The 25,870-nt window shown below is 61.4% G+C and carries 27 protein-coding genes; 14 read left to right on the top strand and 13 right to left on the bottom strand.

Annotation, left to right across the window (positions count from 1 at the left end; genetic code table 11):
* Positions 1-70: 70 nt before the first annotated feature.
* Positions 71-739 (bottom strand): heme exporter protein CcmB, encoded by a 669-nt coding sequence (gene ccmB / locus ACI512_RS12830; protein ID WP_012723033.1) that lies wholly within the window; start codon positions 737-739, stop codon positions 71-73.
* The gene (gene ccmA / locus ACI512_RS12825) at positions 736-1,371 is read right to left on the bottom strand and encodes a cytochrome c biogenesis heme-transporting ATPase CcmA (protein WP_064052913.1); all 636 of its coding nucleotides are present in this window, start codon (positions 1,369-1,371) and stop codon (positions 736-738) included. The genes ccmB and ccmA overlap by 4 nt, the downstream gene beginning before the upstream one ends.
* 200 nt (positions 1,372-1,571) lie before the next feature.
* On the opposite strand from ccmA, the gene ACI512_RS12820 reads away from it, so the two are divergent.
* On the top strand, positions 1,572-3,149 hold the full coding sequence (locus ACI512_RS12820) for a flagellar hook-length control protein FliK (protein WP_093546094.1): 1,578 nt from the start codon (positions 1,572-1,574) through the stop codon (positions 3,147-3,149).
* Positions 3,146-3,475, top strand: coding sequence for an EscU/YscU/HrcU family type III secretion system export apparatus switch protein (locus tag ACI512_RS12815; RefSeq protein WP_046035741.1), 330 nt, complete (start codon positions 3,146-3,148; stop codon positions 3,473-3,475). The genes ACI512_RS12820 and ACI512_RS12815 overlap by 4 nt, the downstream gene beginning before the upstream one ends.
* Positions 3,476-3,726: 251 nt before the next feature.
* Here the strand turns inward: ACI512_RS12815 and glp are convergent, their stop codons facing one another.
* Complete coding sequence (gene glp, locus ACI512_RS12810; protein WP_236383080.1) at positions 3,727-4,953, bottom strand: gephyrin-like molybdotransferase Glp; 1,227 nt, start codon at positions 4,951-4,953, stop codon at positions 3,727-3,729.
* Positions 4,937-5,476, bottom strand: coding sequence for a molybdenum cofactor biosynthesis protein B (moaB, locus tag ACI512_RS12805; protein WP_012723028.1), 540 nt, complete (start codon positions 5,474-5,476; stop codon positions 4,937-4,939). The genes glp and moaB overlap by 17 nt, the downstream gene beginning before the upstream one ends.
* Positions 5,477-5,552: 76 nt before the next feature.
* On the opposite strand from moaB, the gene mobA reads away from it, so the two are divergent.
* Both mobA and ACI512_RS12795 read left to right on the top strand, forming a co-directional pair.
* Positions 5,553-6,155, top strand: coding sequence for a molybdenum cofactor guanylyltransferase MobA (gene mobA / locus ACI512_RS12800; RefSeq protein WP_231807984.1), 603 nt, complete (start codon positions 5,553-5,555; stop codon positions 6,153-6,155).
* Positions 6,156-6,234: 79 nt separating this feature from the next.
* Positions 6,235-6,456, top strand: coding sequence for a YgdI/YgdR family lipoprotein (locus ACI512_RS12795; RefSeq protein WP_010211805.1), 222 nt, complete (start codon positions 6,235-6,237; stop codon positions 6,454-6,456).
* Positions 6,457-6,511: 55 nt separating this feature from the next.
* On the opposite strand, the gene ACI512_RS12790 is transcribed toward ACI512_RS12795, so the two are convergent.
* The 3 genes from ACI512_RS12790 to ACI512_RS12780 form a co-directional block, all read right to left on the bottom strand.
* Positions 6,512-7,402: a pseudouridine synthase gene (locus ACI512_RS12790; RefSeq protein ID WP_236383086.1), complete on the bottom strand. Its 891-nt coding sequence runs from the start codon at positions 7,400-7,402 to the stop codon at positions 6,512-6,514.
* A 70-nt stretch (positions 7,403-7,472) separates the two neighbouring features.
* Positions 7,473-7,808: a hypothetical protein gene (locus ACI512_RS12785; RefSeq protein WP_043205014.1), complete on the bottom strand. Its 336-nt coding sequence runs from the start codon at positions 7,806-7,808 to the stop codon at positions 7,473-7,475.
* A 75-nt stretch (positions 7,809-7,883) separates the two neighbouring features.
* Positions 7,884-8,120 (bottom strand): glutaredoxin family protein, encoded by a 237-nt coding sequence (locus tag ACI512_RS12780; protein WP_236383088.1) that lies wholly within the window; start codon positions 8,118-8,120, stop codon positions 7,884-7,886.
* 150 nt (positions 8,121-8,270) lie between these two features.
* On the opposite strand from ACI512_RS12780, the gene ACI512_RS12775 reads away from it, so the two are divergent.
* Positions 8,271-10,007, top strand: a complete 1,737-nt coding sequence (locus ACI512_RS12775) for a cation:proton antiporter (RefSeq protein ID WP_405121835.1) — start codon at positions 8,271-8,273, stop codon at positions 10,005-10,007.
* On the opposite strand, the gene ACI512_RS12770 is transcribed toward ACI512_RS12775, so the two are convergent.
* Positions 9,994-11,202, bottom strand: a complete 1,209-nt coding sequence (locus ACI512_RS12770) for an ammonium transporter (RefSeq protein ID WP_046036490.1) — start codon at positions 11,200-11,202, stop codon at positions 9,994-9,996. The genes ACI512_RS12775 and ACI512_RS12770 overlap by 14 nt on opposite strands.
* A 347-nt stretch (positions 11,203-11,549) precedes the next feature.
* Between ACI512_RS12770 and ACI512_RS12765 the strand changes: the two genes are divergently transcribed.
* From ACI512_RS12765 to ACI512_RS12730, 8 genes are all read left to right on the top strand, one after another.
* A complete protein-coding gene (locus ACI512_RS12765) occupies positions 11,550-11,864 on the top strand; it encodes a YqjD family protein (protein WP_405121833.1) in 315 nt (104 codons plus the stop codon).
* A gap of 3 nt (positions 11,865-11,867) precedes the next feature.
* Complete coding sequence (locus tag ACI512_RS12760) at positions 11,868-12,251, top strand: phage holin family protein (protein WP_012723020.1); 384 nt, start codon at positions 11,868-11,870, stop codon at positions 12,249-12,251.
* On the top strand, positions 12,248-12,589 hold the full coding sequence (locus ACI512_RS12755; protein WP_012723019.1) for a hypothetical protein: 342 nt from the start codon (positions 12,248-12,250) through the stop codon (positions 12,587-12,589). Before ACI512_RS12760 ends, ACI512_RS12755 begins: the two co-directional genes overlap by 4 nt.
* A 175-nt stretch (positions 12,590-12,764) precedes the next feature.
* Positions 12,765-13,928 carry an EAL domain-containing protein gene (locus tag ACI512_RS12750; RefSeq protein ID WP_236382186.1) on the top strand — a complete coding sequence of 388 codons (1,164 nt, stop codon included), beginning with the start codon at positions 12,765-12,767 and terminating at the stop codon, positions 13,926-13,928.
* Between the two features lie 71 nt (positions 13,929-13,999).
* Positions 14,000-15,331 carry a deoxyguanosinetriphosphate triphosphohydrolase gene (locus ACI512_RS12745; protein ID WP_012723017.1) on the top strand — a complete coding sequence of 444 codons (1,332 nt, stop codon included), beginning with the start codon at positions 14,000-14,002 and terminating at the stop codon, positions 15,329-15,331.
* 177 nt (positions 15,332-15,508) lie between these two features.
* Entirely contained in the window at positions 15,509-15,910 is a 402-nt protein-coding gene (locus ACI512_RS12740; RefSeq protein WP_012723016.1) for a response regulator, read from the top strand.
* A 250-nt stretch (positions 15,911-16,160) separates the two neighbouring features.
* Positions 16,161-16,787: a response regulator transcription factor gene (locus tag ACI512_RS12735; RefSeq protein WP_012723015.1), complete on the top strand. Its 627-nt coding sequence runs from the start codon at positions 16,161-16,163 to the stop codon at positions 16,785-16,787.
* Positions 16,788-16,795: 8 nt separating this feature from the next.
* Entirely contained in the window at positions 16,796-20,431 is a 3,636-nt protein-coding gene (locus tag ACI512_RS12730) for a transporter substrate-binding domain-containing protein (protein WP_236382197.1), read from the top strand.
* Between the two features lie 25 nt (positions 20,432-20,456).
* Here the strand turns inward: ACI512_RS12730 and ACI512_RS12725 are convergent, their stop codons facing one another.
* A complete protein-coding gene (locus tag ACI512_RS12725) occupies positions 20,457-20,939 on the bottom strand; it encodes a GAF domain-containing protein (RefSeq protein ID WP_236382198.1) in 483 nt (160 codons plus the stop codon).
* Positions 20,936-21,826 (bottom strand): ATP-binding protein, encoded by an 891-nt coding sequence (locus tag ACI512_RS12720; protein WP_012723012.1) that lies wholly within the window; start codon positions 21,824-21,826, stop codon positions 20,936-20,938. Before ACI512_RS12720 ends, ACI512_RS12725 begins: the two co-directional genes overlap by 4 nt.
* A gap of 164 nt (positions 21,827-21,990) precedes the next feature.
* Between ACI512_RS12720 and ACI512_RS12715 the strand changes: the two genes are divergently transcribed.
* On the top strand, positions 21,991-24,300 hold the full coding sequence (locus ACI512_RS12715) for an ATP-binding protein (protein WP_405121832.1): 2,310 nt from the start codon (positions 21,991-21,993) through the stop codon (positions 24,298-24,300).
* On the opposite strand, the gene ACI512_RS12710 is transcribed toward ACI512_RS12715, so the two are convergent.
* The 3 genes from ACI512_RS12710 to msrB all read right to left on the bottom strand — a co-directional run bounded on the left by ACI512_RS12710 (position 24,254) and on the right by msrB (position 25,752).
* Positions 24,254-24,733, bottom strand: coding sequence for a MarR family winged helix-turn-helix transcriptional regulator (locus ACI512_RS12710; RefSeq protein WP_236383716.1), 480 nt, complete (start codon positions 24,731-24,733; stop codon positions 24,254-24,256). The two genes, ACI512_RS12715 and ACI512_RS12710, sit on opposite strands and share 47 nt — an antisense overlap.
* Entirely contained in the window at positions 24,730-25,215 is a 486-nt protein-coding gene (locus tag ACI512_RS12705; RefSeq protein WP_012723009.1) for a glutathione peroxidase, read from the bottom strand. The genes ACI512_RS12710 and ACI512_RS12705 overlap by 4 nt, the downstream gene beginning before the upstream one ends.
* Before the next feature lie 144 nt (positions 25,216-25,359).
* Positions 25,360-25,752 carry a peptide-methionine (R)-S-oxide reductase MsrB gene (gene msrB, locus ACI512_RS12700; RefSeq protein ID WP_012723007.1) on the bottom strand — a complete coding sequence of 131 codons (393 nt, stop codon included), beginning with the start codon at positions 25,750-25,752 and terminating at the stop codon, positions 25,360-25,362.
* Positions 25,753-25,870 lie beyond the last annotated feature (118 nt).

Here is a 25,870-nt window from a genome sequence, read left to right as displayed (position 1 = left end):
GTTGCTTCTTGTCGTTGCAAGAAGCGTAGGGTCTTTACTGACTAAAACATAACGTCTTGGTCAGACCTCATTATTCGCCGACGCTGATCTTCAGGCCGGCCGCTATAGCAAAGGGTGTCAGGGTTACCGCCAGGGCGGTCAGGCTACCCAGCCACAAGAGGTAACCGGTCGCCGGCATGCCCATGAGCGCGGCTTGCAAGGCGCCGCTGCCCAGGATCAACACCGGGATGTACAACGGCAGAATCAGCAGGGCCAGCAATAGGCCGCCGCGCTTCAAACCCACGGTCAACGCCGCGCCCACCGCGCCCAACAGGCTGAGGGTTGGCGTGCCGAGCAACAAAGACAGGAGCAACACCGGCAGGCACTCGGTGGGCAACCCTAGCATCATCGCCAGCAACGGTGAGAGCAGCACCAGCGCCAGGCCGGAAAAAGCCCAGTGTGCCAGCACCTTGGCCAGTACCAGAAGTGGCAAAGGGTGCGGCGAAAGGACCCACTGTTCGAGGGAACCGTCTTCGAAATCACTGCGAAACAGCCCGTCCAGCGAGAGCAGCACTGATAAAAGCGCCGCCACCCACACCAGTCCTGGGGACAAGGTTTGCAACAGTTTAGTCTCTGGGCCCACCGCCAACGGGAACAGCGCGATCACAATCGCGAAGAACACCAGCGGGTTGGCCAATTCGGCCGGACGACGGCACAACAACCGTGCTTCGCGGGCGACCAGCAGGGCAAACACGCTCATGCTGACCACCGCCCCAGGTCCAGATCACGGTAACCGATGGGCCTGCGATTGAGCGTGTGATGGGTGGTGAGGACAACCAGGCCACCCTGTTCGCAATGCTGGGCCAGGTGTTCTTCCAATTGGGCGACGCCTTGCTTGTCGAGGGCGGTGAAGGGTTCGTCGAGGATCCACAGCGGCGGGCCCGGCAGGTACAGACGCGCCAGGGCCACGCGGCGCTGTTGGCCGGCGGACAGGGTATGGCAGGGTACGTCTTCAAATCCCTTGAGGCCGACAGCGGCCAGGGCCTGCCAGATGGCCTCGCGGGAAGCGGGATGATGCAGGGCGCTGAGCCAGCTGAGGTTTTCTTCAGCGGTGAGCACATCCTTGATGCCGGCGGCGTGGCCGATCCAGACCAGGTTGCGCGCCAGTTCAGTGCGTTGTGCGTTGAGGGGCTTGCCGTTTAACCGAACTTCACCCGCCGTCGGCTGCATCAAGCCGGCCAGCAGGCGCAGCAAACTGGTCTTGCCGCTGCCGTTGGGGCCGCTGACCTGCACCATGTCGCCGCCGGCCAGGCGCAGTTCGAGGTGCTCGAACAGCAGGCGCAGGTCGCGTTCACAGGCAAGCGCTATGGCTTCAAGAAGAGGGCTGGTCAAAAGATCGCGGGCCTTTACGGTTCAAGTCGGCGGTGCAGCGGCCGTTAAAGAGAAATGCACAATAACGGCTTTGGCGACCGATTTTAGAGAGCTGGATCAAATAGTTGTGAGGTTTTTAGCGCTCTCTTTGCAGACGGGCGGCATTATACATGTGATGCCCTACTCTAAAGAGGGCAATTTCCCCAGAGACGACGCGCGCGATGACCGGTGAGATCAACCTTCCTACGCTTCCACCCGCCCCGGCGGCCGGGCCCGGCCCTGCGCCTGCAACCGGCGAGTTGCTGAAACTGCTGGAGCCGCAGATCGGCCTGATCGACCCTGGGAAAACCGCGAACGCCGAGGTCATCGCCCTTAAACAAGGCGGTGAAGCCTTCCAGTTGCTGCTCAAACTGACCCTTGAAGGCGGCCGCCAGACCCTGGTACAGGCGACCAGCCCCCAGCCGCTGCCGTTGGGCAGCAATGTGGCGGTGAGCCAGACGTCTACTGGCAACCTGACCCTCAGCCTGCAGCAGGCCTTGAGCGCCAATGTCGCCGCCCTCACCCGTATCGACACTAACCAGATGCCGGTGGGCACACTGTTGCAGGCCAAGGTACTGACCACCCAAATGCTGCCCCAGGGCACGGCGCAACCGGCGATCTACCGCTCGCTGGTCACCGTGCTCAACAATGCCTTGGCAGGCGCGACCCTGACCGTGGAAAGCCCGCAACCCCTGCGCGTCGGCAGCTTGCTCAGCGCCGTGGTGCAGAACGCACAGACCCTGAGTTTTGTGCCGCTGAGCGGGCTCAAGGATCAATTGGCCGTCACCCAGCAATTGTCGACCCAGCAAAGCCGCCAAGGCTCGCTGGATGCGGTGTTCACCGCGCTGCAGAACCTGCCCCGTGGCGACAGTACCTCCGCCGACCTGCGCGCCGCCGCCGACCGTCTGTTGGCCGCTTTGCCGGACTTGGCGCAAGTGAGCAACCCCAAGGTACTGGCGCAAGTCATCCAGAACAGCGGCGCATTTCTTGAAGCCAAACTGCTTGCCGGGCAAAACCCGCAGATCCCACCGCTGGACATGAAAGGCGCGCTGCTGCGCCTGGTCGCCGACTTACTGCCCGCCCTGCCCGCCAGTACCAATATGAATGCCATCCTCGCCGCCAACACCCTGGCCCAGGTGCTACCCAACTTCGTGCGCAGCCCCCTGAACACCCTCGGCCAGGTCAGCGCCCGGCAGATACCCGCCGGTTTCCCGTTGCCCGAGCGGTTGATGGCGAAACTGGAAGGCGAAGGTGACCTGGAAAACCTGCTGCGCCTGGCCGCCGGCGCGATCTCACGGTTGCAGAGCCATCAGCTGTCGAGCCTGGAGCAGACCGGCACCACCGCCGACGGCCGCCTGCAAAGCACCTGGCAGTTGGAAATCCCGATGCGCACGTTGCAAGACATCGTGCCGCTGCAAGTCAAGTTCCAGCGCGAGGAACCGCCGCCGGATAAGGACCAACCCGAACGCAAGGACAAGAAGGACGCCAAGCAGATGCTCTGGCGCGTCGAACTGGCCTTCGACATGGAGCCGCTGGGGCCGTTGCAGGTCCAGGCGCAACTGACGCAGGGCAAACTCTCCAGCCAGCTGTGGGCGACGCGGCCGTTTACCGCCAGCCTGATCGAAAGCCACCTGGGCGCCCTGCGCGAGCGCCTGGTGACGTCGGGCCTTAACGTCGGCGACCTCGACTGCCACCTCGGCACCCCGCCACGCGGGCCAAAAACCGGATTGGAGCAACGCTGGGTGGATGAGACCGCATGAAGAACGCCAACCCACCGCGCCAGGCGATTGCCCTCAAGTACGACGGCCAGCAGGCGCCGACCCTGACGGCCAAGGGCGACGATGCCCTGGCCGAAGCCATCCTGAAGCTGGCGCGGGAAAATGAAGTGCCCATCTATGAAAACGCCGAGCTGGTGAAGCTGCTGGCGCGGATGGAACTGGGGGACAGCATTCCGGAAGAGTTGTACCGCACAATTGCCGAGATCATTGCGTTTGCATGGACGCTGAAGGGCAAGTTTCCGGTGGGGTATGACCCGGATGCAGGGCCGGTGGAGCGCGACATCACCGAGCGCGGCGACGATTACTGAGGCCTATGAAGATCTCAATGTGGGAGGGGGCAAGCCCTAATGCGAGTCAGCTGAGGGTGAGCACCGTACCCGTGGCGAGGGAGCTTGCTCCCGCTGGGTCGCGAAGCGGCCCCAGCTCTTTGTTTCAAAAGACTGGGACTGCTGCGCAGTCCAGCGGGAGCAAGCTCCCTCGCCACGGGTTACTTTTCGCTCTTGCTGCTTCTTAACTGACTGGCATTAGGGCTTGCTGCCTCCCACATTGGGGTCAGCGGTCAGTTCAGGACTTCGCTTAGTGGGATGAAATTGACCCGGTCACCCCTCTCCAGCGTCGTGCCCTCCAACACCTCCACAAACCCCTCCGCCCACGCCGCACTGCGCAGTACGCCGGAGCTCTGGTTGCGGTAGATGATCGCCTTGCCCTGCTCGATACGCCCGCGCAGGTATTCGCGGCGGTTGCCGGGTTTGGGCCAAGTGAACCCCACCGGCACTTCAAAGCGCAGCGGCTCGACGTCTTGCACACCTTGACGGCGCAACAGGTACGGGCGCGCCAGCAGCGCGAACGTCACCAGCGTCGAGGCCGGGTTGCCCGGCAGACCGATCACCGGCACGCCACGGAAGTGGCCGAACGTCAGCGGCTTGCCCGGTTTGATCGCCAGTTTCCACAACGCCAACTCACCCTCTTCACGCAGGGCGATGCCAAGGAAATCCGCCTCGCCCACCGACACACCGCCCGTGGACAGGATCAGGTCGACCGCGCCCAGGCTCGCCAGGCGGGTGCGGGTCTGTTCCAGGTCGTCAGGCAGGATGCCGGCGTCGATCACTTCACAGCCCAGGCGCGTAAGCCAGGCACACAGCACCCGTCGGTTGCTGTTGTAGATCTGGCCCGGCCCCAGCGGCAAACCGGGTTCGATCAACTCGTCACCGGTGGACAGCACGGCCACGCGCGGTCGGCGAATAACGTCAAGACGGTCATGCCCGAGGGACGCCGCCAGGCCGAGTTCAATCGGGCCCAGGCGCGTGCCGACGGTCAAGACCAACTCGCCCGCGGTGGTTTCCTGCCCTCGGGGGCGGATGTTCTGGTCGACGTGCAAGGGCTCGGTGAAGCTCACGCGCTCGTCGGCGTGGACCACCGCGTTTTCCTGCACTTCCACACAGTCAGCCCCTTCAGGTACCGGTGCGCCGGTGAAGATGCGCGCGCAGGTACCGGCGGCCAGAGGTTCCGGCGCCTGGCCCGCAAAAATGCGCTGGCTGACCACCAAGGGCTCACCGGTCCAGTCCGACAGGCGCACGGCGTAACCGTCCATGGCACTGTTCGGCCACGGCGGCAGGTCAAGCGTGGAGACCAGGTCCTGGGCCAATACACGACCGTCGCAGTCGGCCAGGGGCAAGGTATTGCGCTCGCGGATCGGCGCGGCCTCGGCCATCGCCAGCAGCTGTTGCAGTGCTTGTTCCACCGGCATCAGGGTGCCGGTCTTGCCAGGCTTACCCACGGGATTCACAAGGCTCGGCCTGTTTCAGGTGCGGCACGAAATTGCACGGGCGGTGGCGGTTGTCCAACTGCTCGGCGAGGATGCCGTCCCAACCGGTGCGCACCGCATTGGTGGAACCCGGCAAGCAGCACACCAACGTGCCATTGGCCAGGCCGGCCAGGGCGCGGGACTGCACGGTGGAGGTGCCGATGTCGGCGACGGAGATCTGCCGGAACAGTTCGCCAAAGCCATCGACCTGTTTGTCGAGCAGGCAACTGACGGCCTCGGGGGTGCTGTCGCGGCCGGTGAAGCCGGTGCCGCCGGTGATCAGCACAACTTGCACCACGTCTTCGGCGATCCAGTGGGCGACTTGGGCGCGGATCTTGTAGAGGTCGTCCTTGAGCAGCACGCGCTCGGCCAGGGCGTGGCCAGCGGCGGTGAGGCGGTCGACGAAGACCTGGCCGGAGGTATCGGTTTCGAGGGTGCGGGTGTCGCTGACGGTCAATACAGCGATGTTCAGGGGTACGAAGGGCGCATCTGCCTTGGCGTTCATGGCACGGTCCGGTTGTCGAAGGAACAGCCCGATGTTATATCACAGGCCCCCCTTTTGCTGCCGCTGCGGAACCGCCATGCCTATCGATTCATCCCCTCTGCCCTGTTCGGTGTTGCTGCTGTCCGGAGGGCGCGGCCAACGCATGGGCGGCCAGGACAAGGGCCTGCTGGAATGGCGTGGCCAACCGTTGATCGCGCATTTGCAGAGGCTGGCGCGACCGCTCACGGATGACCTGATCATCTCGTGCAACCGCAACCCGGAGCGCTACGCCGACTATGCCGACCAGTTGGTGAACGACGACAGCCCGGACTTCCCCGGCCCGCTCGCGGGTATCCGGGCGGGACTCGCCGCCGCACGTCATGAGCACTTGCTGATATTGCCGTGCGATGTGCCGCATATCGACGCCCCATTGCTCGCCGACCTGCGTGAGACCGCACGGCGCAACCCGCTGCTGCCGGTGATGGTGCGCCATGGAGAGTTCTGGGAACCGCTGATCTGCATCATCCCGACGCGCCTGCGGGCCGCGGTGGAAGACGCCTGGCATGCCGGTGAGCGCAGCCCGCGCAAGATCTTCCTGCAACTGGGCGGTGTGGGCCTGGAATGCCCGGCGGATGACCCGCGCCTGGCCAACCTTAATACGCCGCAGCTGTTACAGACGCCGTCCGGCGTGTCAGAATGAACCTCGCTTAAGGAACTTTGTCGGCGCCCCGCGCGTCACAAGGTCAGCTATTAAAAAGTATTCTCTCGGAGACAATCTCATGACTCAACGGACCATCGCCGCTCTCATGCTTGCACTGGGCCTCGCCACCCTCGCCGGTTGCGCTTCGCCGACAGTGATCACCCTGAATGACGGTCGCGAAATCCAGGCCGTCGACACCCCGAAATACAACGAAGATTCGGGTTTCTACGAATTCGAACAACTTGACGGCAAGCGCACCCGCATCAACAAAGATCAGGTTCGCACCGTTAAAGACTTGTAAGTCTTAGCGTTTGCCAACAAGGCCCGCCTCGCGCGGGCCTTGTCGTTTCTGGCGGTTACCAGTCGAGGGTGATCCGGCTGCGAAAATCGCGCTCCTCGCCCGTCACAGGGTCGATAAACCGTACGCCCTGGGCCAGCAGCTTGAGCGGGTTGGCGTAGTCGTCCACGGCATCCTTGATGACGTCAGGGTAGAACGGGTCGTTGCAGATACTCGCGCCGAGGGCAGTCATGTGCACGCGCAGCTGGTGCTTCTTGCCGGTCACGGGGAACAGGCCGTAGCGCCATAGATCAGCCTTTTTTTCGCGCACTTCCACGGCCGTCTCGGTGTTGCTTGCACCAGGGCCTTCTTGCATGCGAAAGAACGGCTCGCCCTCTACCAGGCGGCTTTTATGCACCCTGGGGAACGTCAGGTTCGGCAGGGCTGGCGCGATGGCTTCGTAAAATTTATCGATCTGGCGTGTGGGAAACAGTTGCTGATAGGCCGAGCGGCTGGCCGGGTTGGCCGAGAACAGCACCAGGCCGGCCGTATGCCGGTCGATACGGTGCAAGGGCACCAGCGCCGGGTTGTCGAGGCGGCGAATCAGACGGCGCAACAAGGTTTGCTCGACGTATTCACCGGCCGGGGTCACCGGCAAAAAATGCGGTTTGTCGGCGACCACCAAGTGCTCGTCGGCATACAGGATGGTTTCCTGCACCGGGATCACCTTCTCGTTGGGCACTTCCCGGAAGTAGTAGATGCACAGGCCTTCCTTGTAGGCCAGGTCCAGGCTGATCGGGCTGCCGTTGATGTCCAGCACCCGGCCCCTGGCGATGCGGTCCAGCCAGTGTTCACGGGCGATCGCCGGGAAGTGCTCGCACAGGCAATCGAGCACTGTCGCCCAGGGGCCGGGCGGCAGGTACAAGGTGCTGGCTTGGTGCTGGGACGCGGAAAAACCGGATGTGGACATGAAATGCTCAAAGCCTGGAAAACACGCGGGCATTATCCCGCATCGAGCGGGATTGAGCCTAGGGCCGATCTCAGGCCTTGACCAACTCCGCGCGCAGGAGCGGTGAGGCACTCGCGGCGTCGGTGAACTCCTTGAGCCAGCGCAGCACGTCCACCGCCTCCCAGCGGCCGGGGTCATACAGCGCGTATAACAAGCCCTGGTAACCCACCACGTCCAGCTGCTTGTGGTAACCGGCACGCTGGAACAGCGCTTCGATCTCGGCAAAGCAGGTATTGAAATGCACTTTGTTGAACGGCGTCTTGCCTTCCGTGACCAGGCCATCGAGGCGCAGCTCGTTCACCGCATCGCGCACGACGTCGGCGGACATGCGATTGACGCTGCTTTTCAGTTGTTCGACATTCACCACGGGCGTTCCCTCTATTTCAATCGCTGTACAAACATACAGTAACGCAATATTTAGAAACCCGCCATCGGATAACACTCAGCGAAGGAAGGCCACCAACTGTTGTGAGTCAAAAGGCCAATCCAGTTCCGCCCCGGTGTCCACCCGGCGAAGCACCGGAATCCGCAGGCCATAGACGTCGGTCAGGTCGTCGGGATCGGTGATATCCACCAGCTCCACCATTAACCCGCGTTCGACGAACGGCATGATTTCGGCTTCGGCAATTTCACAAAGATGGCAACCCAGGGTGCCGAACAACTGGCATTCAGGAAGCATGACGAAGGGTCCTGATCAGGAAGTAGGCCAACATTCTAAGCCCGGTGACGGCATGAAGCCCACCACCACAAAAACCCTGACCCAGGTCACCATGGCCTATAACTGATTCAGCGATTCTCGCGGCTTTTTGCCTGCCCCCTTGCAACGGAGATGCGTGTGTTTGCCAACCTGCTGATCATTCTGGCCTCATCCCTGGTGGTGATTGCGCTGTTTCGCCGACTGCAATTGCCGCCCGTGCTGGGCTACCTGTGCGTCGGCCTGGCCGTGGGGCCCACTGCGCTGGACTGGGTGAATGACAGCGAAGAATTGCCCGATCTCGCCGAACTGGGCGTGGTGTTCCTGCTGTTTTCCCTGGGCCTGGAGTTCTCCCTGACCAAGATGCTCGCCCTGCGCCGCGTGGTGTTTGGCCTGGGCAGTTTGCAGGTGCTGGGTTGCGGGATGCTGCTGGCGGTCTTGTTGATGACCTTTGGTGTAGCGCCGGGTATCGCCTTGTTGCTCGGTGCAGGGCTGGCGTTGTCCTCCACCGCCATTGTCAGCAAGGAGCTGACCAGCCTCGGTGAAATCTTCAGCAGCCATGGCCAGAACGCGATTGGCGTGCTGCTGTTCCAAGATGTGGTGGCGGTGTTGCTGTTGACCCTGGTCCCGGTGTTTGCCGGCACCGGCGAGCAAGCCTGGTATTGGGCGCTGCCGTTGACCCTGGGCAAGACCGTGGTGTTGTTTGTCGGCCTGTTGCTTGCCAGTCGTTGGTTACTGCCGCGTTTGTTTCATGAAGTCGCCGCCTCCCATTCGGCGGAGCTGTTTGTGCTGCTGGCGCTGGTGATCGTTTTGCTGACCGCCTGGCTCACCCACCTGCTGGGGCTCTCCCCTGCTCTCGGGGCTTTCCTGGCCGGCATGTTGCTGGGAGAAAGCCACTACCGCCATCAAATCGAAGCGGATATCCGCCCGTTTCGCGACATTCTGCTGGGGCTGTTTTTTGTCAGCATCGGCATGCTCATCGACCTGCAACTGTTCGTCAGCCATAGCCTGCTGATCCTCGGCCTCACCCTCGCCCTGATGCTGATCAAAGGCTGCGTGGTCGCTGCGCTGGTCAAGCTGCGCGGCAGCGACGGTGAGACCGCCTGGCGCAGTGGCCTGGCCCTGGCCCAAGGCGGCGAGTTCTGTTTTGCCTTGATGGCGCAGATGCAGCAAAGCCGATTAATCCCCGATGAGTTCAACGGCTTGCTGCTCGCCGCCACGTTCTGCTCGATGCTGCTGACCCCGCTGCTGCTGCGCGCTGCACCGAGCATTGCCGTGCGCTTGCACCGCAAGCCCAACCAGCAAGTGCAACTGGAGGCAATCACTGCACTTAATGCTCAGTTGCACGGGCACGCGGTGATCTGCGGTTATGGCCGCGTCGGCCAGTCCATCGGGCGTTTCCTGCGCAAGGAGCAACAGGCGTTTATCGCCCTGGATGACGACCCGGAACGGGTACAGGAAACCGCCACTGAAGACAGCAGCGTGCACTATGGGGATTGCCGGCGTGGCGCCCTGCTCAGTGCCGTGGGCCTGGAGCGCGCGCGGCTGGTGGTGATCGCCGTGGACAACAGCGACGTCGCCTTGGTGGTGCTGAAGGAAGCACGTCGGATCAACCCGGACGTGCCGATCCTGGTGCGCACCCGCGACGACAGCCAGCTCGCCGAACTGAAAGCCGCAGGCGCCAGCGAAGTGGTGCCCGAGCTATTGGAGTCGAGCCTGATGCTCGCCTCCCACGCCTTGATCCTGCTGGGCCTGCCGGACCAACAGGTGCAGGCGCGGGTCGATGAGGTGCGGCAGAACCGCTACCGCCTGCTGCACGGTTTTTATGCGCAGCCGAACAACGAAGACGAGGCGCCGATCAATCCTGACTGACCGCGCCGATCTTGTGGATCGACAGGTCCGCGCCGTAATACTCCTCTTCCTGGCTCAGGCGCAGCCCGGTGACGCGCTTGATCACGCCGTACACCAGCAAGCCGCCGACCAGCGCCACGATCACACCGAGGGCGGTGCCGATCAACTGGCTGACCAGGCTGACGCCGCCCAGGCCACCCAGCGCCGTCTGGCCAAAGATGCCGCAGGCGATGCCGCCCCACACACCGCACAAACCGTGCAGCGGCCATACCCCCAACACGTCGTCGATCTTCCAGCGATCTTGGGCGGCGATGAAACACCACACAAACAGGCCACCGGCGACGGCGCCCGTGACCAGCGCGCCGACCGGATGCATCAGGTCGGAACCGGCGCAGATCGCTACCAGCCCGGCCAGCGGGCCGTTGTGCAGGAAGCCTGGGTCGTTGCGGCCAATGATCAACGCCGCGACCGTGCCGCCGACCATCGCCATCAACGAATTGACCGCCACCAGCCCACTCACGCCATTGAGGGTTTGCGCGCTCATCACGTTAAAGCCGAACCAGCCGACGATCAGGATCCACGAGCCCAGCGCCAGGAACGGAATACTCGACGGCGCGAACGCCACCAGGCGTCCCTCGCGGTAGCGCCCATTGCGCGGCCCGAGCAACAACACTGCCGCCAGCGCCAGCCAGCCGCCCATAGCATGCACCACCACGGAACCGGCGAAGTCATGGAAGCTGGCGCCAAAGCGCGCGAGCAGCCAGGCCTGCAGGCCGAAATTGCCGTTCCACACCATGCCTTCAAAGAACGGGTAGATAAACGCCACGATCAACGCCGTGGCACACAATTGCGGGGCAAACCGCGCACGCTCGGCGATGCCGCCGGAAATGATTGCCGGGATTGCTGCCGCGAAGGTCAGCAGGAAAAAGAACTTCACCAGGCCATAACCGTGGTCGGCACTGATCACCGCCGCCGGTTGCATGAAGCTCACACCGTAGGAGATCCAATAGCCTATAAAGAAATAGGCCAGGGTCGAGATGGCGAAGTCGCTGAGGATCTTCGACAGCGCGTTGACCTGGTTCTTTTGGCGCACGGTGCCGACTTCCAGGAACGCGAAGCCCGCGTGCATGGCCAGGACCATGACCGCACCGATCAGGATAAACAGGGTGTTGGAGCTGTGGACGAGCGTGTCCACTGCACTTTGCAAATTTTCCATGGAGGTTGGCAGGCCTGCAATAAAGGCAAAAAGCACCAAAGCGGTTCAAGCCAGGGTTGCGCGCACTAAATTGGCACCACCGGTCCCCCCCCTCTTCAGAGGGTGTGAACCGCTTTAGCGCAGCGATCAACACAACAGGCCGTTGCCGACAGGGTTTTTCCGCGAGTTTCAGTTATTTAGGGTAAGGTTTTTCAAGGCATTGCCTGGGACCGCCCGGATTCAGCGCAGGCCTTGAGGCCTGCGCACCAAGGCAAAGCAAAAGCTGTACCACACAATTGCACTGAACCTTCACCGACGCCGGTGACTCGAAACCACTACGTACAGATCAGCCAATCACGGAGATAACCATGGCCAGAAGAACTGCAAAGACTGCTCAAGAAATACTGATGGCGGATTTTCAAACCCTGGTGACTGACACCGAAAGGTTGCTGGACGACACCAAAGTGCTCGCCGGTGACCAGGCCGATGAGCTGCGGGCCAAGATCCACGACACGCTGCTCCAGGCCTGCGAAACCCTGAAGCAGACCGAAGATTCGCTGCGCGAACGCGGCCAGGCGGCCGTCACCGCGACCGAAGATTACGTGCAGGCCAACCCTTGGCAGTCGGTGGGCATTGCCGCCGGTGTGGGCTTTCTGATCGGCCTGCTGGCCACAAGGCGCTAAATCATGTCTATCGGCGAAACTGGCTCGTCCACAGGGACTACCTCAAGACGTCTGGGCGCGGCCGTTCTGGGCTTGCTGCACAGCCACGTCGAATTATTTGGCATCGAATTGCAGGAACAGAAGGCCCGCACCGTCAGCCTGCTGCTGTTCGCCGGCCTAGCGTTGGTGTTTGCGCTGCTGTTGCTGGTGGGGTTGTCGACGTTGGTAATGATCCTGGTGTGGGACACCGGTTACCGCCTGACCGGGATCATCTGCCTCTGCGTGTTCTACAGCCTGGCCGCGGCGTTCTGCGGGGTGCGCTTGAAGGCGGCGGTGTTCGATGAATCCACGCCGTTCCACGCCACCCTCGAAGAGCTGGCCAATGACCGGGAGCGCTTGTTGCCATGAGCCTGACTGAAATGCCTAAAAACACGTCGCGACGGGAAATGCGCAAGGCGTTGATTCGCCTGCGCATGGAAATGCACCGCCAGGAAATCCGCCACGAGTCCCAGCAATTGATGCTGCCTTTGAATAAGGTGCGCAACATGGGCCAGAACTGGCAGGGCAGCTTGGGCATCAAGCACGCGCCGCTGTGGGGCGTGGCGGCGGTGACGCTGATGGGCTTCTTGACCGGCAAAGGTGCCAAGGGCGGCGGTATCAGCGGCATGACCCGCCTGGTACGCCTCGGTGCCGGCTTGATCCCGCTGATCAAACTGGCCATGCAAGGCACTTCGCGTAAAAGTTGAAGCAGGCGGGCTGGCGCACGTTAAAGGTGAAGGCTCTACCGCTGGCTTAAAGGTGAATGCTGTACCTTTCTACGGCTTATCAGCCCTGCTGGCTGCATTCTTGCTAACAGAATCGGCCCGGTCCTCGTTTTTGAGGGCCGGGCCTTTTTTTCGCCACCTCTCTTAAGGAGGCCCCGTGATCGACGGGCAACCGCTTGCCTGCTTCCAGCCGTTTATCGACACCGCCACCGGCCGCATCGCCGGCGTCGAGGCCCTGGGCCGTCTGCGCCAGGTTGACGGCCGCTTGCAGTCCGTGGGCCCGCTGTTCGCCGACCCGCGCACCCCAGGCGTGAGCTTGCGTCGGCTTGACCGGCAGATCCGCGATAACGCGTTGAGCCGCTTGCATGAAGCGCCTGAAGACTGGTTCCTGAGCTTGAACATCTCGCCGCGCTGGATCAACCGCCTGCGCCCGGGCCAAGCGCTGCCGAGCCTTAAACAGATCCACAGTCATGGTGTCGACCCACGGCGAATCGTGTTCGAGATCACCGAACTGGGCGGTGACATCCAGCGCCTGGCCAACGTGGTCGCACGTTATCGCGAGGCCGGCGCGCGCATCGCCATCGATGACTTCGGCGCCGGCTACTCGCAGCTTGACCGGGTACTGGCGTTGCAGCCGGATATTCTCAAGCTGGACATGCGCCTGTTCCAGGAGGCTGCCCGCGGCGGGCCGAGCAGTGAAGTGGTGCGGGCACTCGCGCAAATGGCCGAGAAGACCGGCTGCTGGATCATTGCCGAAGGCGTGGAAACCGAGGCGCAGTTGAGCTTTGCCCTGGAGTGTGGCTCGCGCTATGTGCAGGGTTATCTGTTCGCCCAGGCACAGTTGGACTGGTTTGCCGCCGACGCCTTCGTGCCGCGTTTCGCCCAGTTGCGCACGGCCTACGTCCAGCAAAAACTGGCTGAGCGCGGGCGCATCATGCACCTGCGCCAGCAATTGGCAGAGCTGATGAAGATCCTGCAGAACTGGGCCCTGGCACAGGCGCCGCTGAACCAGTTGCCGCAACTGCCGGCGTTCCCCTGGCTGCTGCGGTTTTACCAGTGCGACCGACATGGCACCCAGCTGACGCCGAACTTTGAATGGCGCCAGGACGCCTGGCAGGCCGACAGCCGCTACCTGGGCCACAATTGGTCATGGCGCCCGTACTTCTACCACTTGCTGGCCGAAGGGTGGGAGGAGCGACGCCTGACCTTGTCTTCGACCTACCGCGACGCGACCACCAACCAGTATTGCCTCACGGCCGGACAATTCTTCGATAACGGTCAGCGTTTGCTGTTAATCGATATCGATGCGGTCGGGCTGTAGTTTTTCGCTTGCCCCGCCCACGCGGAACCGGGAAGCTGGCAGGGTCATTCACCGCACGGAGAGTAACCGCCTTGGATTGGCCCACCCTGCTTACCCGCGAACGTCTTGGAAAGCCCCTGCACAGCCCGGAAGAACTGGGCCGTAGCCCGTTTCACAAAGACCATGACCGTATTATTTTCTCTGGCGCGTTTCGCCGCCTCGGTCGCAAGACCCAAGTGCACCCGGTGTCCAGCAACGACCATATCCACACGCGCCTGACCCATTCGCTGGAAGTCAGCTGCGTCGGCCGCTCCCTCGGCATGCGCGTGGGTGAAACCCTGCGTGGCGCCCTGCCCGACTGGTGCGACCCGAGCGACCTGGGCATGGTGGTGCAATCGGCCTGCCTGGCCCACGACATCGGCAACCCTCCGTTCGGGCACTCCGGCGAAGACGCCATCCGCCACTGGTTCCAGCAGGCGGCAGGCCGCGGCTGGCTGGATGACATGAGCAGTGCCGAGCGCAATGACTTCCTCAACTTCGAAGGCAACGCCCAAGGCTTCCGCGTGCTCACCCAGCTGGAATACCACCAGTTCGACGGCGGCACGCGGTTGACCTACGCGACCTTGGGCACTTACCTGAAATACCCCTGGACGGCGCGCCACGCGGATTCGCTGGGCTACAAGAAACACAAGTTCGGCTGCTACCAAAGCGAACTGCCGATCCTGGAACAGATCGCCCACAAACTCGGCCTGCCGCAGCTCGAAGAACAACGCTGGGCCCGCCACCCGCTGGTGTACTTGATGGAGGCAGCGGATGATATCTGCTACGCCTTGATCGACCTGGAAGACGGCCTGGAAATGGAGCTGCTGGAATACGCCGAGGTCGAGTCGCTGCTGCTCAACCTGGTGGGCGATGACTTGCCCCAGACCTATCGCCAACTCGGCGCCCAGGATTCGCGCCGACGCAAGCTGGCAATCCTGCGCGGCAAAGCCATCGAACATTTGACCAACGCGGCGGCGAGTGCCTTCGTCGAACAACAGGATGCCTTGCTCGCCGGCACCCTGCCCGGCGACCTGGTGGAGCACATGCATGGCCCCGCCAAACGCTGCGTGCTGGATGCCAAGGACATGGCGCGCAAGAAGATTTTCCAGGACAAGCGCAAGACCCTGCATGAGATCGGCGCCTACACCACCCTGGAAATCCTCTTGAACGCCTTTTGCGGTGCAGCCCTGGAACAACATGGTGGACGCACGCCGTCATTCAAGAACCGGCGCATTCTCGACTTACTGGGCAACAATGCGCCGAACCCGCAGTGGCCTTTGCACACTTCGTTCCTGCGCATGATCGACTTTATCGCCGGCATGACCGACAGCTATGCCACCGAGATGGCGCGGGAAATGACCGGGCGTTCCAGCCCTCAATAACGAGCACGATCAAGCTGCCTGTTGCCTGAAAGGAATCTACCTACGAAGGGAACAGAGCGGCCTGATCGAATTCGCACAAGCACACGATGAATAATCACGCACGCTCCGGGCGATCCAGGCGAACTGTTCCTACGCGCCCCCCCCATCGACGCTTGACTCACCGTGTGCCCCCCCAAAATGCCCAGTTATCCGCTCCGTATCCTGTTGGTGGAGGATCATCCATTCCAACTCCTCGCCACCCAGTGCCTGCTCAGGAGCTTCGGCTTCGCACGGCTGACCCCGGCCGAAAACGCCGAGCAGGCAATCTGCTTGATGTCGCGGGCCGAGGTGCCCTTCGACATCATCCTGTGTGACCAATGCCTGCCCGATTTGCCGGGGCTCGAGCTGATTGAAATCGCCAGTCGCCGGCGCTTTACCACGACCGCCATCCTGCTGAGCGGATTGCCCGTGGTCGAGCTAGCCACCCTGATCGCCCAAGCCATGGATCGTGGCCTGCCACTGCTCGGCTATTTATCAAAGCCATTAAACAAAGATGAACTTGCACGCTTGATCTGCCCATTGCTCAGGTTACAAATGTAGGATTTTAAACATCATGATCCGATGAAATATGCCTGTACGATGCCCGTTAAATCCACGATAACAACCTTTAGCTCATTCACTTCCGAAGCCTTGTGATATCGCTTCACAAAGCCTTAGCAGATGGTAGGTATTTACCTTTTTTAGTGTAGGAATTTTCCTGTTTTGTACCTACTTGCCCCTGAGCTCATGCCCCCCTGTGCTCTTCTGAGCTAATGTGCCCGCTTTATTTGCACTTACACGGACTATGATCATGAACTCAGTTTTTATTATCGACGACCATCCGGTTATACGGCTTGCCATCCGGATGTTGTTGGAGCATGAAGGTTACAAAGTGGTGGGCGAAACGGACAACGGATGCGACGCCATTCAAATGGTCCGGGAATGCCTGCCTGACCTGATTATCCTCGATATCAGTATTCCCAAGCTGGATGGGCTTGAAGTGCTCTGCCGATTCAACGCAATGAATACACCGATGAAAACCCTGATCCTGACAGCCCAATCCCCTACCCTGTTCGCCACCCGCTGCATGCGCTCGGGCGCCGATGGCTACGTGTGCAAGGAGGGCGACCTGAGTGAGTTGCTGAGCGCCATCCGCGCGGTGCTGTCCGGCTATAACTACTTCCCCAGCCAGGCATTGACCACCAACGGTATAGACGGTGTGGAAACCCAGGAACTTGAATTATTCAAAACCGTCAACGATCGGGAACTAATGGTATTGCAATTATTTGCACAAGGTCGTACCAACAAGGAAATTGCCAAAGGCATGTTTCTGAGCAACAAAACAGTAAGCACTTATAAAAAGAGGCTGATGCAGAAACTTCAAGCCAAATCCTTGGTAGAACTTATCGAGATGGCAAAACGAAACGCGCTAGTGTGAGAAAGCGGATGCCCAGGCGTATAAAGGACTATCTGATTACATTGAGTGCCGGCTTGTGCTTCAGCACCGCCGTGCTCGCGAACCATCAAACGGGCCCGGAACATTTCACCTTGCTGAGCCGTGCAGGCTCCGTTCAACTGGAAACCCACCTGAACAAGGCCCAACGCCAATGGCTGCAAAACAAACGCGAATTGGTGCTGGGCACCGCATCGCCTGACTATCCTCCCTTCGACCTTACGTCCAGTGGTCGCGACTATGAGGGGCTCACCGCCGATTACGCCGGCCTGCTCGCCAAGGCGCTGGCCTTGCCGGTAAAGGTATTGCGCTACCCCTCCCGAGAGGCCGCCATCCGCGCCCTTGAAACAGGCGATATTGACTTATTGGGCACCTCGAACGGCTTTGAGGCGGCAAACCCGAACCTCACGCTCTCCGAACCCTATGCCGTTGACCAGCCAGTGTTGGTCACCCGCGAAGGTGAGACCCGCAGCCTGAATGATGGGCTGGCCGGAATGCGCCTGGCCCTGGTCTACCACTACCTGCCCCTGAGCGAAGTAGAAAAACTGTATCCCCAGGCGATCATTCGCGCTTACCCCTCCTATCAAAATGCCTTGAATGCGGTGGCATTCGACCAGGCTGACGTATTCCTCGGCGATACCATTTCCACCCATTACATGATCAATAAGGGCTACCTGAAAAACATCCACATGGCCAACTTCGGCAAACACGAGGCCTATGGGTTCAGCTTTGCCATGCCCCAGCACCAGCGCACGCTCTTGAGTATTGTCGACGCGGTGCTGACGGCCGTCCCTACCAATGAACGGGAAACCATCGCCAAGCGCTGGAGCGCCGGCAGCGACATCCTGTTGACCGACCAGAAGCTGCAACTGACGCAGCGTGAGGAGCGTTGGTTGAAGGACCACCCGGTGGTCAAAGTGATTGTGAACGAAACCTTCGCCCCGCTGACGTTCTTCGACGCCGAAGGCAATTTCCGCGGCATCACCGCTGACCTGCTGGAGTTGATCCGCTTGCGCACCGGGCTGCGCTTCGAGATCCATCGCGGGCGTGACCTGAGCGCGATGATCGAACAGGTGGACGCCGGTAAAGTCGACATGATTGGCGCAATCGTGCCCAGCGCTGAACGGGAAGCGCAACTGAACTTCAGTCGACCTTACCTGGAAAACTCCTATGTGCTGCTGACTCGCAAAGCAGCTGACGCCCCCTCGAACCTGGAGCAGATGGCCGGCAAGCGCCTGGCAATCACCCTGGGTAATCCTCTGGAATCCCTCCTGCGCCGCGACTTTCCAGAGGTCCAACTGGTCAAGGCCAGCGACACCTTCAGGGCCTCGGAACTGCTGGCCCAAGGGCAGGTGGAAGGCGCGGTGAACTCCCTGGTCGTCGCCAACTACTTGCTGTCGTCCTCGATGTTCCAAGACAAACTGCAGATCAGCACCAGTATCGGCACGACTCCAGCCACCTTTGCCCTGGCGACGGCGCGCAGTGCCACCGAACTCAGCTCGATTCTCGACAAGGCCCTGCTGAGCATCGCCCCGGACGAGCTGGGCGTGATCAACAGTCGCTGGCGTGGCTACACCGCCGCCTCCGACAGCTACTGGCGCAACTATCACCAACTGATCACCCGCATCATCATCGGCACCGGGCTTTTGCTGCTGCTGTCCCTGGCCTGGAACGCCTACATGCGCCGCCAGATCAAACATCGCAAGATGGCCGAGCGAGCCCTCAATGATCAGTTCGAGTTCATGCGCGCGCTGGTCAACGAAACCCCGCACCCCATCTACGTGCGTGACCGTAAAGGCCTGCTGCAGACCTGCAACGACAGCTACCTGCAGGTGTTCGACGTCAAGCGCGAGGACGTGATCGGCAAAAGTGCCCTCCAGATGAGCGAGGCGCTTGAAACGGACGCCGAGCAATACCATGCCGATTATCAGCGGGTGATGACCGAAGGCAACCCGCTGATCCTGGACCGCACCCTGTATATCCGTGGGGATAAACTGACGATCTACCACTGGATCCTGCCGTACCGCGACTCTACCGGGGAAGTACAGGGGATCATCGGGGGCTGGATTGACATCAGCGAGCGACGCCAACTGTTCGATGAAATCCGCGCCGCCAAAGAACGCGCCGACGAGGCGAATCGGGCCAAGAGCACGTTCCTCGCCACCATGAGCCATGAAATACGTACGCCGATGAACGCCGTGATCGGCATGCTGGAGTTGACCCTCAAGCGAGCCGACCAGGGCCATCTTGATCGCCCGGCCATCGAAGTGGCGTACAACTCGGCCAAGGATCTGCTGGAGCTGATCGGCGATATCCTCGACATCGCGCGCATCGAATCCGGCCGCCTGAGCCTGGCCCCGGAGCGCGTCAACCTACGCGAAGTGATCGAGTCGGTGGTGCGTGTCTTCGACGGCCTGGCGCGCCAGAAGACCCTCAGCCTGTCCCTTGAATTCAAGCCAGACCGCGATGACACCGAAGTGCTGATCGACCCGCTGCGCTTCAAGCAAGTGCTGTCGAACCTGGTCAGCAATGCCATCAAGTTCACCGAGCGTGGCCAGGTAAACATCAAGGTGGAGGTATTGCCCACCGATGTGGCGCAACAGGTCGAGATGAAGCTGGTGGTCGAGGATACGGGGATCGGTATCAGCCGGGATGATCAGTTGCGCCTGTTCGAACCCTTTGCCCAGGCTGACAATTCCGGGCAGCTCGCCAGGAGTGGCGCCGGCCTGGGATTGGTTATCTGCCGCAGTCTGTGCGCAATGATGGGCGGGCAACTGAGCTTGAGCAGCGTGCCCATGGTGGGCACCCAAGTGCATGTGAACCTGAAAATGGCGCGCCTGCAGCCGCTGCAGACAACGCATGAACCCAAGCCCGAGGCGCCGGCAACCGCGCGCGTACTCAATGTGCTGGTGGTGGATGATCACCCCGCCAACCGCTTGCTGATGTGCCAGCAACTGGGTTACCTGGGTCATCAGTTCACCGCAGCGCAGAACGGCGCCGCCGGCTTCCAGGCCTGGCGCCAGGAGCGCTTCGACCTGGTCATCGCCGACTGCAACATGCCCATCATGAATGGCTACGAGTTGAGTCGCTCGATCCGCGAATATGAACAGCGTGAGCAACGGGTGCCTTGCGTGGTGCTGGGTTTTACCGCCAATGCCCAGCCCGAGGAGAAACAACGCTGCGCTGAAGCCGGCATGAACGATTGCCTGTTCAAACCCATCAGCCTCACGGCACTGGAGCGGCAACTGGCGCAGATCGCCCCACAACCGGCCGCCCTGCACCTGGACCTCGGCAACTTCGAGGCCCTGACCGGCGGCGATCCTCAGTTGAGCTGGCGTTTGCTGGAGGAACTGCTCAGCAGCAGTCGACATGATCGCCAGGAACTGACTGCGCTGATTGGTGCCCACGCACCGCTCCAGGACATCATCGAGCAGGCCCACAAAATCAAGGGAGCTGCCCGCATCGTTCAGGCGACGCCACTGGCCGGACAGTGCGAAACCCTGGAACAGGCGTGCGTGCGCGGCGATGACTGGGCGCTGATCGAAGCCGGTGCGAAAGCCTTGGAGAGGCTCATGCTGGAGCTGGAGAGGTTACTGCAAGGGCAGCTTCACGGCCTGGATGGCCGGTAAGGGGCGGATGCCGCCCCTTGCGTGATCAGCAGTCGGTCAAGCTCAGGAAAATCGCCGCCAGCTGTTCAATGCCCGCTTGATCCTGGAGGGTAAAACGCGCCAGCGACGGGCTGTCGAGGTCGAGGACGCCAACCAGTTTGCCGTCCTTGACCAAGGGCACCACCAGTTCGCTGTTGGAGGCGCTGTCACAGGCAATGTGCCCGGGAAACGCATGCACATCCTCGACCCGCTGGGTTTGCCGCGACGCCGCCGCCGCACCGCAGACCCCGCGGCCAAACGGGATGCGCACACAGGCGATCTGGCCCTGGAACGGCCCAAGCACCAACTCTTCGTTGCGGTTGAGGTAGAAGCCGGCCCAGTTCAGGTCGTCCAGCTGGTTGAACAGGAATGCAGAAAACTGCGCACTGTTGGCGATAAAGTCGCGCTCATCGGCCAGCAGCGACTCCAGTTGCGCGCAGAGCATGGCGTAGCCATCCAGGCCAGTGCCGGCGCTGTGTAGATCGATCATGGTTGAAGCTCCAGCAATTTGAGACCCACCCAGTAACGGGCGAATTGGTAGGCGCAACGGCCGTTGCGATTGCCGCGACCGGTGGCCCAGCGCACGGCGAGGATGTCGAGGGCTTCATCGCGCTGCCACTGCAAACCGGCCTTACTCGCCAGCTCGCCGATCCAATGCTCCACCACCTCCAGGAAGTGCTCCTGGGTGAAGGGGTAGAACGACAGCCACAAGCCAAAACGGTCGGACAGGGCAATCTTGTCTTCCACCGCCTCGCTGGGGTGCAGTTCGCCATCCACGCGTTTCCAGTTGTCGTTGTCACTCTGGTTTTCCGGCACCAAGTGGCGGCGGTTGGAGGTGGCGTACAACAGCACGTTTTCCGGCGCTTGCTCCAGGGAGCCGTCAAGCACGCTTTTAAGCACGCGGTAATCGCCTTCGCCGGCCTCGAACGACAGGTCATCGCAGAACAGGATAAAGCGCTGCGGTAGCTTGAGCAGTTGCTCGACCACACGCGGCAGGTCGGCCAAATGATCGCGCTCGATCTCGATCAGACGCAAGCCAGCCTCGGCGTGGTGGGCCAGCAAGGCGCGGACCATGGATGATTTGCCGGTGCCACGCGAGCCCCACAGCAACGCATGGTTGGCGGGCAGGCCGTCGATGAACTGTTGGGTGTTGCGCGCCAGTGTTTCACGTTGCTTGTCCACGCCGATCAGGTCGGACAGGCGCATGTCGAGGCTCACGTCCAGTGGCAGCAGGAAACCACTACGGCCTTCACGCTGCCAGCGGGCAGCCAGGCACTGGTTCCAATCGATGGTTTGGCGGGGCGCGGGCAACAGCGGTTCCAGGCGGGCAAGTACTGCATCGGCCCGCTCAAGAAAGGCATTCAATCGAGAGTCCACGATTATTCCTCTGGCAAGTTCTTGCAAAAGATGGCGTATTGGCAGCCCTGCGGCAGACCGCACGAGGCTGCGTAAAAAAACGATTCATGCCGGGCAGGCCAGAGCGTGTGGATGTTCAGCTATGCTTGCCGGGCGAAGGGAAACGTGAAGTGGTTCAACACTCGATGGATATCAAGTTCGCCCACCGCTTGTCTTATAAACAAGCCAGATTGACTGTGCTGGTCGGTTTCGTCTTGGGAACCTTGCTCAGCCTGATCCAAATCGGCATTGATTATGCCAGCGAAGACGCATCCATCAACCGTGAAATTCGCTCACTGATCGAAATTAGCCACAACCCCGCGTCACGCATCGCCTACAACATTGACGCCGAACTGGCCCAGGAACTGACCCTGGGCCTGCTGCACTCCCCTGCCATCATTCACGCCCAGTTGATCGACAACAATGGCGTGGTACTGGCCGATGTCGACCGGCCGCACAAGGAAAGCACCTACCGGCCCATCAGCGACTTCCTGTTTGGCGCCAACCGCCGGTTCGAAGACCGGCTGTTCCTCAGCCATATGCCCAACGAATCCCTCGGTGTACTGCGCCTGGACGTGGACACCTATGCGTTTGGCAGCCGCTTCCTGCACCGTGCCGAGATCACCCTGCTCAACGGCTTCGCCCGCAGCCTGTTGCTGACCGGCATCCTGCTGGCCTTGTTCTACGTGATGTTGACCCAACCGCTGGTGCGCATTATCCGCGAGCTGAGTCACCGCAGACAGGCACGCCTGGATTGTCCGCCCGGCCATGAACACGACGAAATCGGCGTATTGGTGAACGTTGCCAACCAGCAATTCGAAAACATGGAGACGGAGATCCAGCAGCGCCGTCACGCCGAGGATCGCCTGACCGAATACCTGGGGCAACTGGAGGACATCGTCTCCGCCCGGACCCTGGAGCTCAAGGCCAGCAACCAGCAGCTGAGCCAGTCCAATGCCGAACTGGAAGCGGCGAAGATGCATGCACTGGGCATGGCGCAGGCGCGGGCGGCGTTCCTGGCCAACATGAGCCACGAGATCCGCACCCCGCTCAACGGCCTGTTGGGGATGATCGCACTGTCACTGGACAGCCCGCTCAATGCTGAACAACGTCAGCAACTGTCCATCGCCCATGACTCGGGCAAGGTGCTGGTGGAATTGCTCAACGATATCCTCGACCTGTCCAAGTTCGACGCCGGTCAGCTGGAGCTGGAGCGCATCCCGTTTGACCTGGGCTCACTGGTGGAAGACACCGCCAACCTGTTGTCGCAGAACGCGGCGCCAAGCGTCGAACTGACCTGCCTGATCGACCCGCAGTTTCCCGCCCAGGTCTTGGGTGACCCGACCCGTGTGCGGCAGATCGTCAGTAACCTGCTGTCCAATGCCTTGAAGTTCACCCGCTTCGGCCGAGTCGATGTACGCCTCAGCGCGCTGGAAGGCCGGGTGCGCATTGAAGTGTGTGATACCGGCATCGGCATTGCCCAGGAAGCCCAGGTGAAAATCTTCCAACCGTTCACCCAGGCGGGCGCCGGCATCACCCGCCAGTTTGGCGGCACGGGCCTGGGCCTGGCGCTGACGCACAACCTGTGTGAAGCCATGAAGGGCCGCTTGAGCATCAGCTCGGAGGTGGGCTTCGGCAGCCAGTTCTGCGCCGACCTGCCGTTGCCGATCCATTTGCCCGCCATGCAACCGACACCGCTCAAAGGTGAAGTGATCGCCATCACCAGCGCCGGCAGCGGCCTGACCGAACTGCTCACCACCCTGCTGCCCCACTGGGGGCTGACACCGCGCTGCTACCCGCGTGATGAAGACGTGAGCGGGCAAACCCCGGACCTGCTGATCACCGATTGCCCCGAATGCCTGTTCCGCCTGCGCCCTTCCATCAGCGCGCCAATCTTGCTGGTAACCGCCTATGGCAATTTCATGCCGGGCGAAGAAGTCGCGGCACTCGCCCCCTTGCAGCAACAGGCGCGCCCGTTGAGCCGCAACGCGCTGTATCAGATTTTGCAACGTAACCTGCGCAGCGATAACCCGCTGATCATCGACCCCATCCAGATGGAAGCCGCGCCCCTGGCGCACCGGGCGCGCATCCTGCTGGTGGAGGACAACGCGGTCAACCAACTGGTGGCCAAAGGCATGCTGAGCAAACTGGGGTGTGAGGTGATCGTGGCCGCCCATGGCGGCGAGGCCCTCAAGTTTCTGGAGGACCAGCGCTTCGACATGGTGTTGATGGACTGCAATATGCCGGTGATGGACGGTTACGAGGCCAGTCGGCAGATCCGTCGCAGCGGGCGCTGGCCAGACCTGCCCATCGTCGCCCTAACCGCCAACGCCTTGTCCGAAGAGCGCGAGCGGTGCCGCGCCGCGGGCATGAATGACTACCTGGCCAAGCCGTTCCGCCGCGAGGAACTCAGCGGCTTGCTGGAGCTGTGGGTGCCGAAGACGACAAGTCTCTGATCTGCCGAAGCAACTGGTCCAGGCCATCGCGCAACGCGTAGGCCTGGTTCAGGTCGATGCCGCTGTCGCACAGCAGGTGGGTCTTGAGGCCAAAGGCCTGGTCGCGCAATTGCACACCGGTTTCACTCAAGCTCAGGTGCACTTCCCGCTCATCCTTGGCGCTGCGCTGGCGCCGCACCCACTGGAGTTGCTCAAGACGCTTGAGCAGCGGCGTCAGCGTGCCCGAGTCAAGCATCAGGCGCTCACCCAGGGCCTTGACCGTGGGTTGTGCCGGCGCTGCGGCATGCCACTCCCACAACACCAGCATCACGAGGTATTGCGGGTAGGTCAGGCCAAGCTGATCAAGCATCGGCTTGTAGGCGCGGGTCACGGCCCTGGAGGCGGCGTAGAGTTTGAAACACAGTTGGTGGTCGAGCGCCAGGGACACGGTCATTTGAGCAGGGCTTCGATCTCTTGGGTCAGGTCCTGCGGCTTGGTGGTCGGGGCAAACCGCTTGACGACCTGGCCGTCACGACCAATCAGGAACTTGGTGAAGTTCCACTTGATGCCCTTGGAACCCAGCAGGCCCGGTGCCTGTTTCTTCAACTGCACGAACAACGGGTGGGCATCGCTGCCATTCACGTCGATTTTTTTGAACAGCGGGAAGCTGACGCCGAAGTTCAACTCGCAGAATTCGGAAATCGCGCCTTCGTTACCCGGTTCCTGCTTGCCGAACTGGTTGCAAGGGAAGCCCAACACCACCAGGCCCTGGTCCTTGTATTGCTGCCAGAGTTGCTCCAGGCCTTTGTACTGCGGGGTGAAACCGCACTTGCTGGCGGTGTTGACCACCAGGATGGCCTTGCCGGCGAAATCGGCCAAGGTCTTTTGCTCACCCTTGATGGTGGTGCAAGGGATACTCAGCAGGTTGTCGCTCATGGCAGTGCCTCGATAAGGGGGGAAAGAGGGATAAACATAGTAGGCAATTCAATTGTGTGCAATTCAATTGACTGAGCGAATGGCACGGTATCAGGCGGGAGCGGGCCCGCTCCCCCATTTTTCGATCGGGTTACAACCCGATCGCTAGCGCGGGACGAGGTCCAGGCACACCGAGTTGATGCAATAACGCAGGCCGGTCGGCGGCGGGCCGTCCGGGAACACGTGGCCCAGGTGCGCATCGCACTTGGCGCAGGTGACTTCGGTGCGGATCATGCCGTGGCTGACATCGCGGATCTCGACCATCGCGCTGTCGGCGATCGGCGCGTAGAAGCTCGGCCAGCCGCAGCCGGAATCAAACTTGGTGGTCGAATCGAACAGCGGCGCGTTACAGCAGATGCAGTGATACACGCCGTCGGTCTTGGTTGCGTTGTACTTGCCGCTGAAAGGCCGCTCGGTGCCCTTGAGACGGCACACGTTGTACTGCTCTGGGTCGAGCATTGCCTTCCATTCATCAACGGTTTTCTGCAGCTTTTCCATCGGTACACCTCGGCAATTGAAAAACCCTGATCTGTATCTTTTCCATAGATCAGGCGGCACGTATGATTGCGCCTCTTCAAAACGCCAGTCTGGCACCCGCGCTACCGGCATTCAAACG

It is taken from the genome of Pseudomonas petroselini, from assembly GCF_045037875.1.
In the GTDB taxonomy this organism is placed as follows: domain Bacteria; phylum Pseudomonadota; class Gammaproteobacteria; order Pseudomonadales; family Pseudomonadaceae; genus Aquipseudomonas; species Aquipseudomonas petroselini.
The sequence above is the reverse complement of the archived record's forward strand: the minus strand, read 5'-3'. Positions and strand labels throughout refer to the sequence as shown.

Bases quoted from the DNA above. Each gene is read 5' to 3' on its own strand.
- ACI512_RS12795 (WP_010211805.1), top strand. From the start codon at position 6,235: ATGACTCAACGGACCATCGCCGCTCTCATGCTTGCACTGGGCCTCGCC.
- ACI512_RS12770 (WP_046036490.1), bottom strand. From the start codon at position 11,202: ATGGAAAATTTGCAAAGTGCAGTGGACACGCTCGTCCACAGCTCCAAC.
- ACI512_RS12790 (WP_236383086.1), bottom strand. From the start codon at position 7,402: ATGTCCACATCCGGTTTTTCCGCGTCCCAGCACCAAGCCAGCACCTTG.
- mobA (WP_231807984.1), top strand. From the start codon at position 5,553: ATGCCTATCGATTCATCCCCTCTGCCCTGTTCGGTGTTGCTGCTGTCC.
- ACI512_RS12760 (WP_012723020.1), top strand. From the start codon at position 11,868: ATGTCTATCGGCGAAACTGGCTCGTCCACAGGGACTACCTCAAGACGT.
- ACI512_RS12780 (WP_236383088.1), bottom strand. From the start codon at position 8,120: ATGCTTCCTGAATGCCAGTTGTTCGGCACCCTGGGTTGCCATCTTTGT.
- ACI512_RS12735 (WP_012723015.1), top strand. From the start codon at position 16,161: ATGAACTCAGTTTTTATTATCGACGACCATCCGGTTATACGGCTTGCC.
- ACI512_RS12820 (WP_093546094.1), top strand. From the start codon at position 1,572: ATGACCGGTGAGATCAACCTTCCTACGCTTCCACCCGCCCCGGCGGCC.
- ACI512_RS12725 (WP_236382198.1), bottom strand. From the start codon at position 20,939: ATGATCGATCTACACAGCGCCGGCACTGGCCTGGATGGCTACGCCATG.
- ACI512_RS12755 (WP_012723019.1), top strand. From the start codon at position 12,248: ATGAGCCTGACTGAAATGCCTAAAAACACGTCGCGACGGGAAATGCGC.
- ACI512_RS12815 (WP_046035741.1), top strand. From the start codon at position 3,146: ATGAAGAACGCCAACCCACCGCGCCAGGCGATTGCCCTCAAGTACGAC.
- msrB (WP_012723007.1), bottom strand. From the start codon at position 25,752: ATGGAAAAGCTGCAGAAAACCGTTGATGAATGGAAGGCAATGCTCGAC.
- ACI512_RS12730 (WP_236382197.1), top strand. From the start codon at position 16,796: ATGCCCAGGCGTATAAAGGACTATCTGATTACATTGAGTGCCGGCTTG.
- moaB (WP_012723028.1), bottom strand. From the start codon at position 5,476: ATGAACGCCAAGGCAGATGCGCCCTTCGTACCCCTGAACATCGCTGTA.
- ACI512_RS12705 (WP_012723009.1), bottom strand. From the start codon at position 25,215: ATGAGCGACAACCTGCTGAGTATCCCTTGCACCACCATCAAGGGTGAG.
- ACI512_RS12765 (WP_405121833.1), top strand. From the start codon at position 11,550: ATGGCCAGAAGAACTGCAAAGACTGCTCAAGAAATACTGATGGCGGAT.
- ACI512_RS12710 (WP_236383716.1), bottom strand. From the start codon at position 24,733: ATGACCGTGTCCCTGGCGCTCGACCACCAACTGTGTTTCAAACTCTAC.
- ACI512_RS12715 (WP_405121832.1), top strand. From the start codon at position 21,991: ATGGATATCAAGTTCGCCCACCGCTTGTCTTATAAACAAGCCAGATTG.
- ACI512_RS12775 (WP_405121835.1), top strand. From the start codon at position 8,271: ATGCGTGTGTTTGCCAACCTGCTGATCATTCTGGCCTCATCCCTGGTG.
- ACI512_RS12740 (WP_012723016.1), top strand. From the start codon at position 15,509: ATGCCCAGTTATCCGCTCCGTATCCTGTTGGTGGAGGATCATCCATTC.
- ccmB (WP_012723033.1), bottom strand. From the start codon at position 739: ATGAGCGTGTTTGCCCTGCTGGTCGCCCGCGAAGCACGGTTGTTGTGC.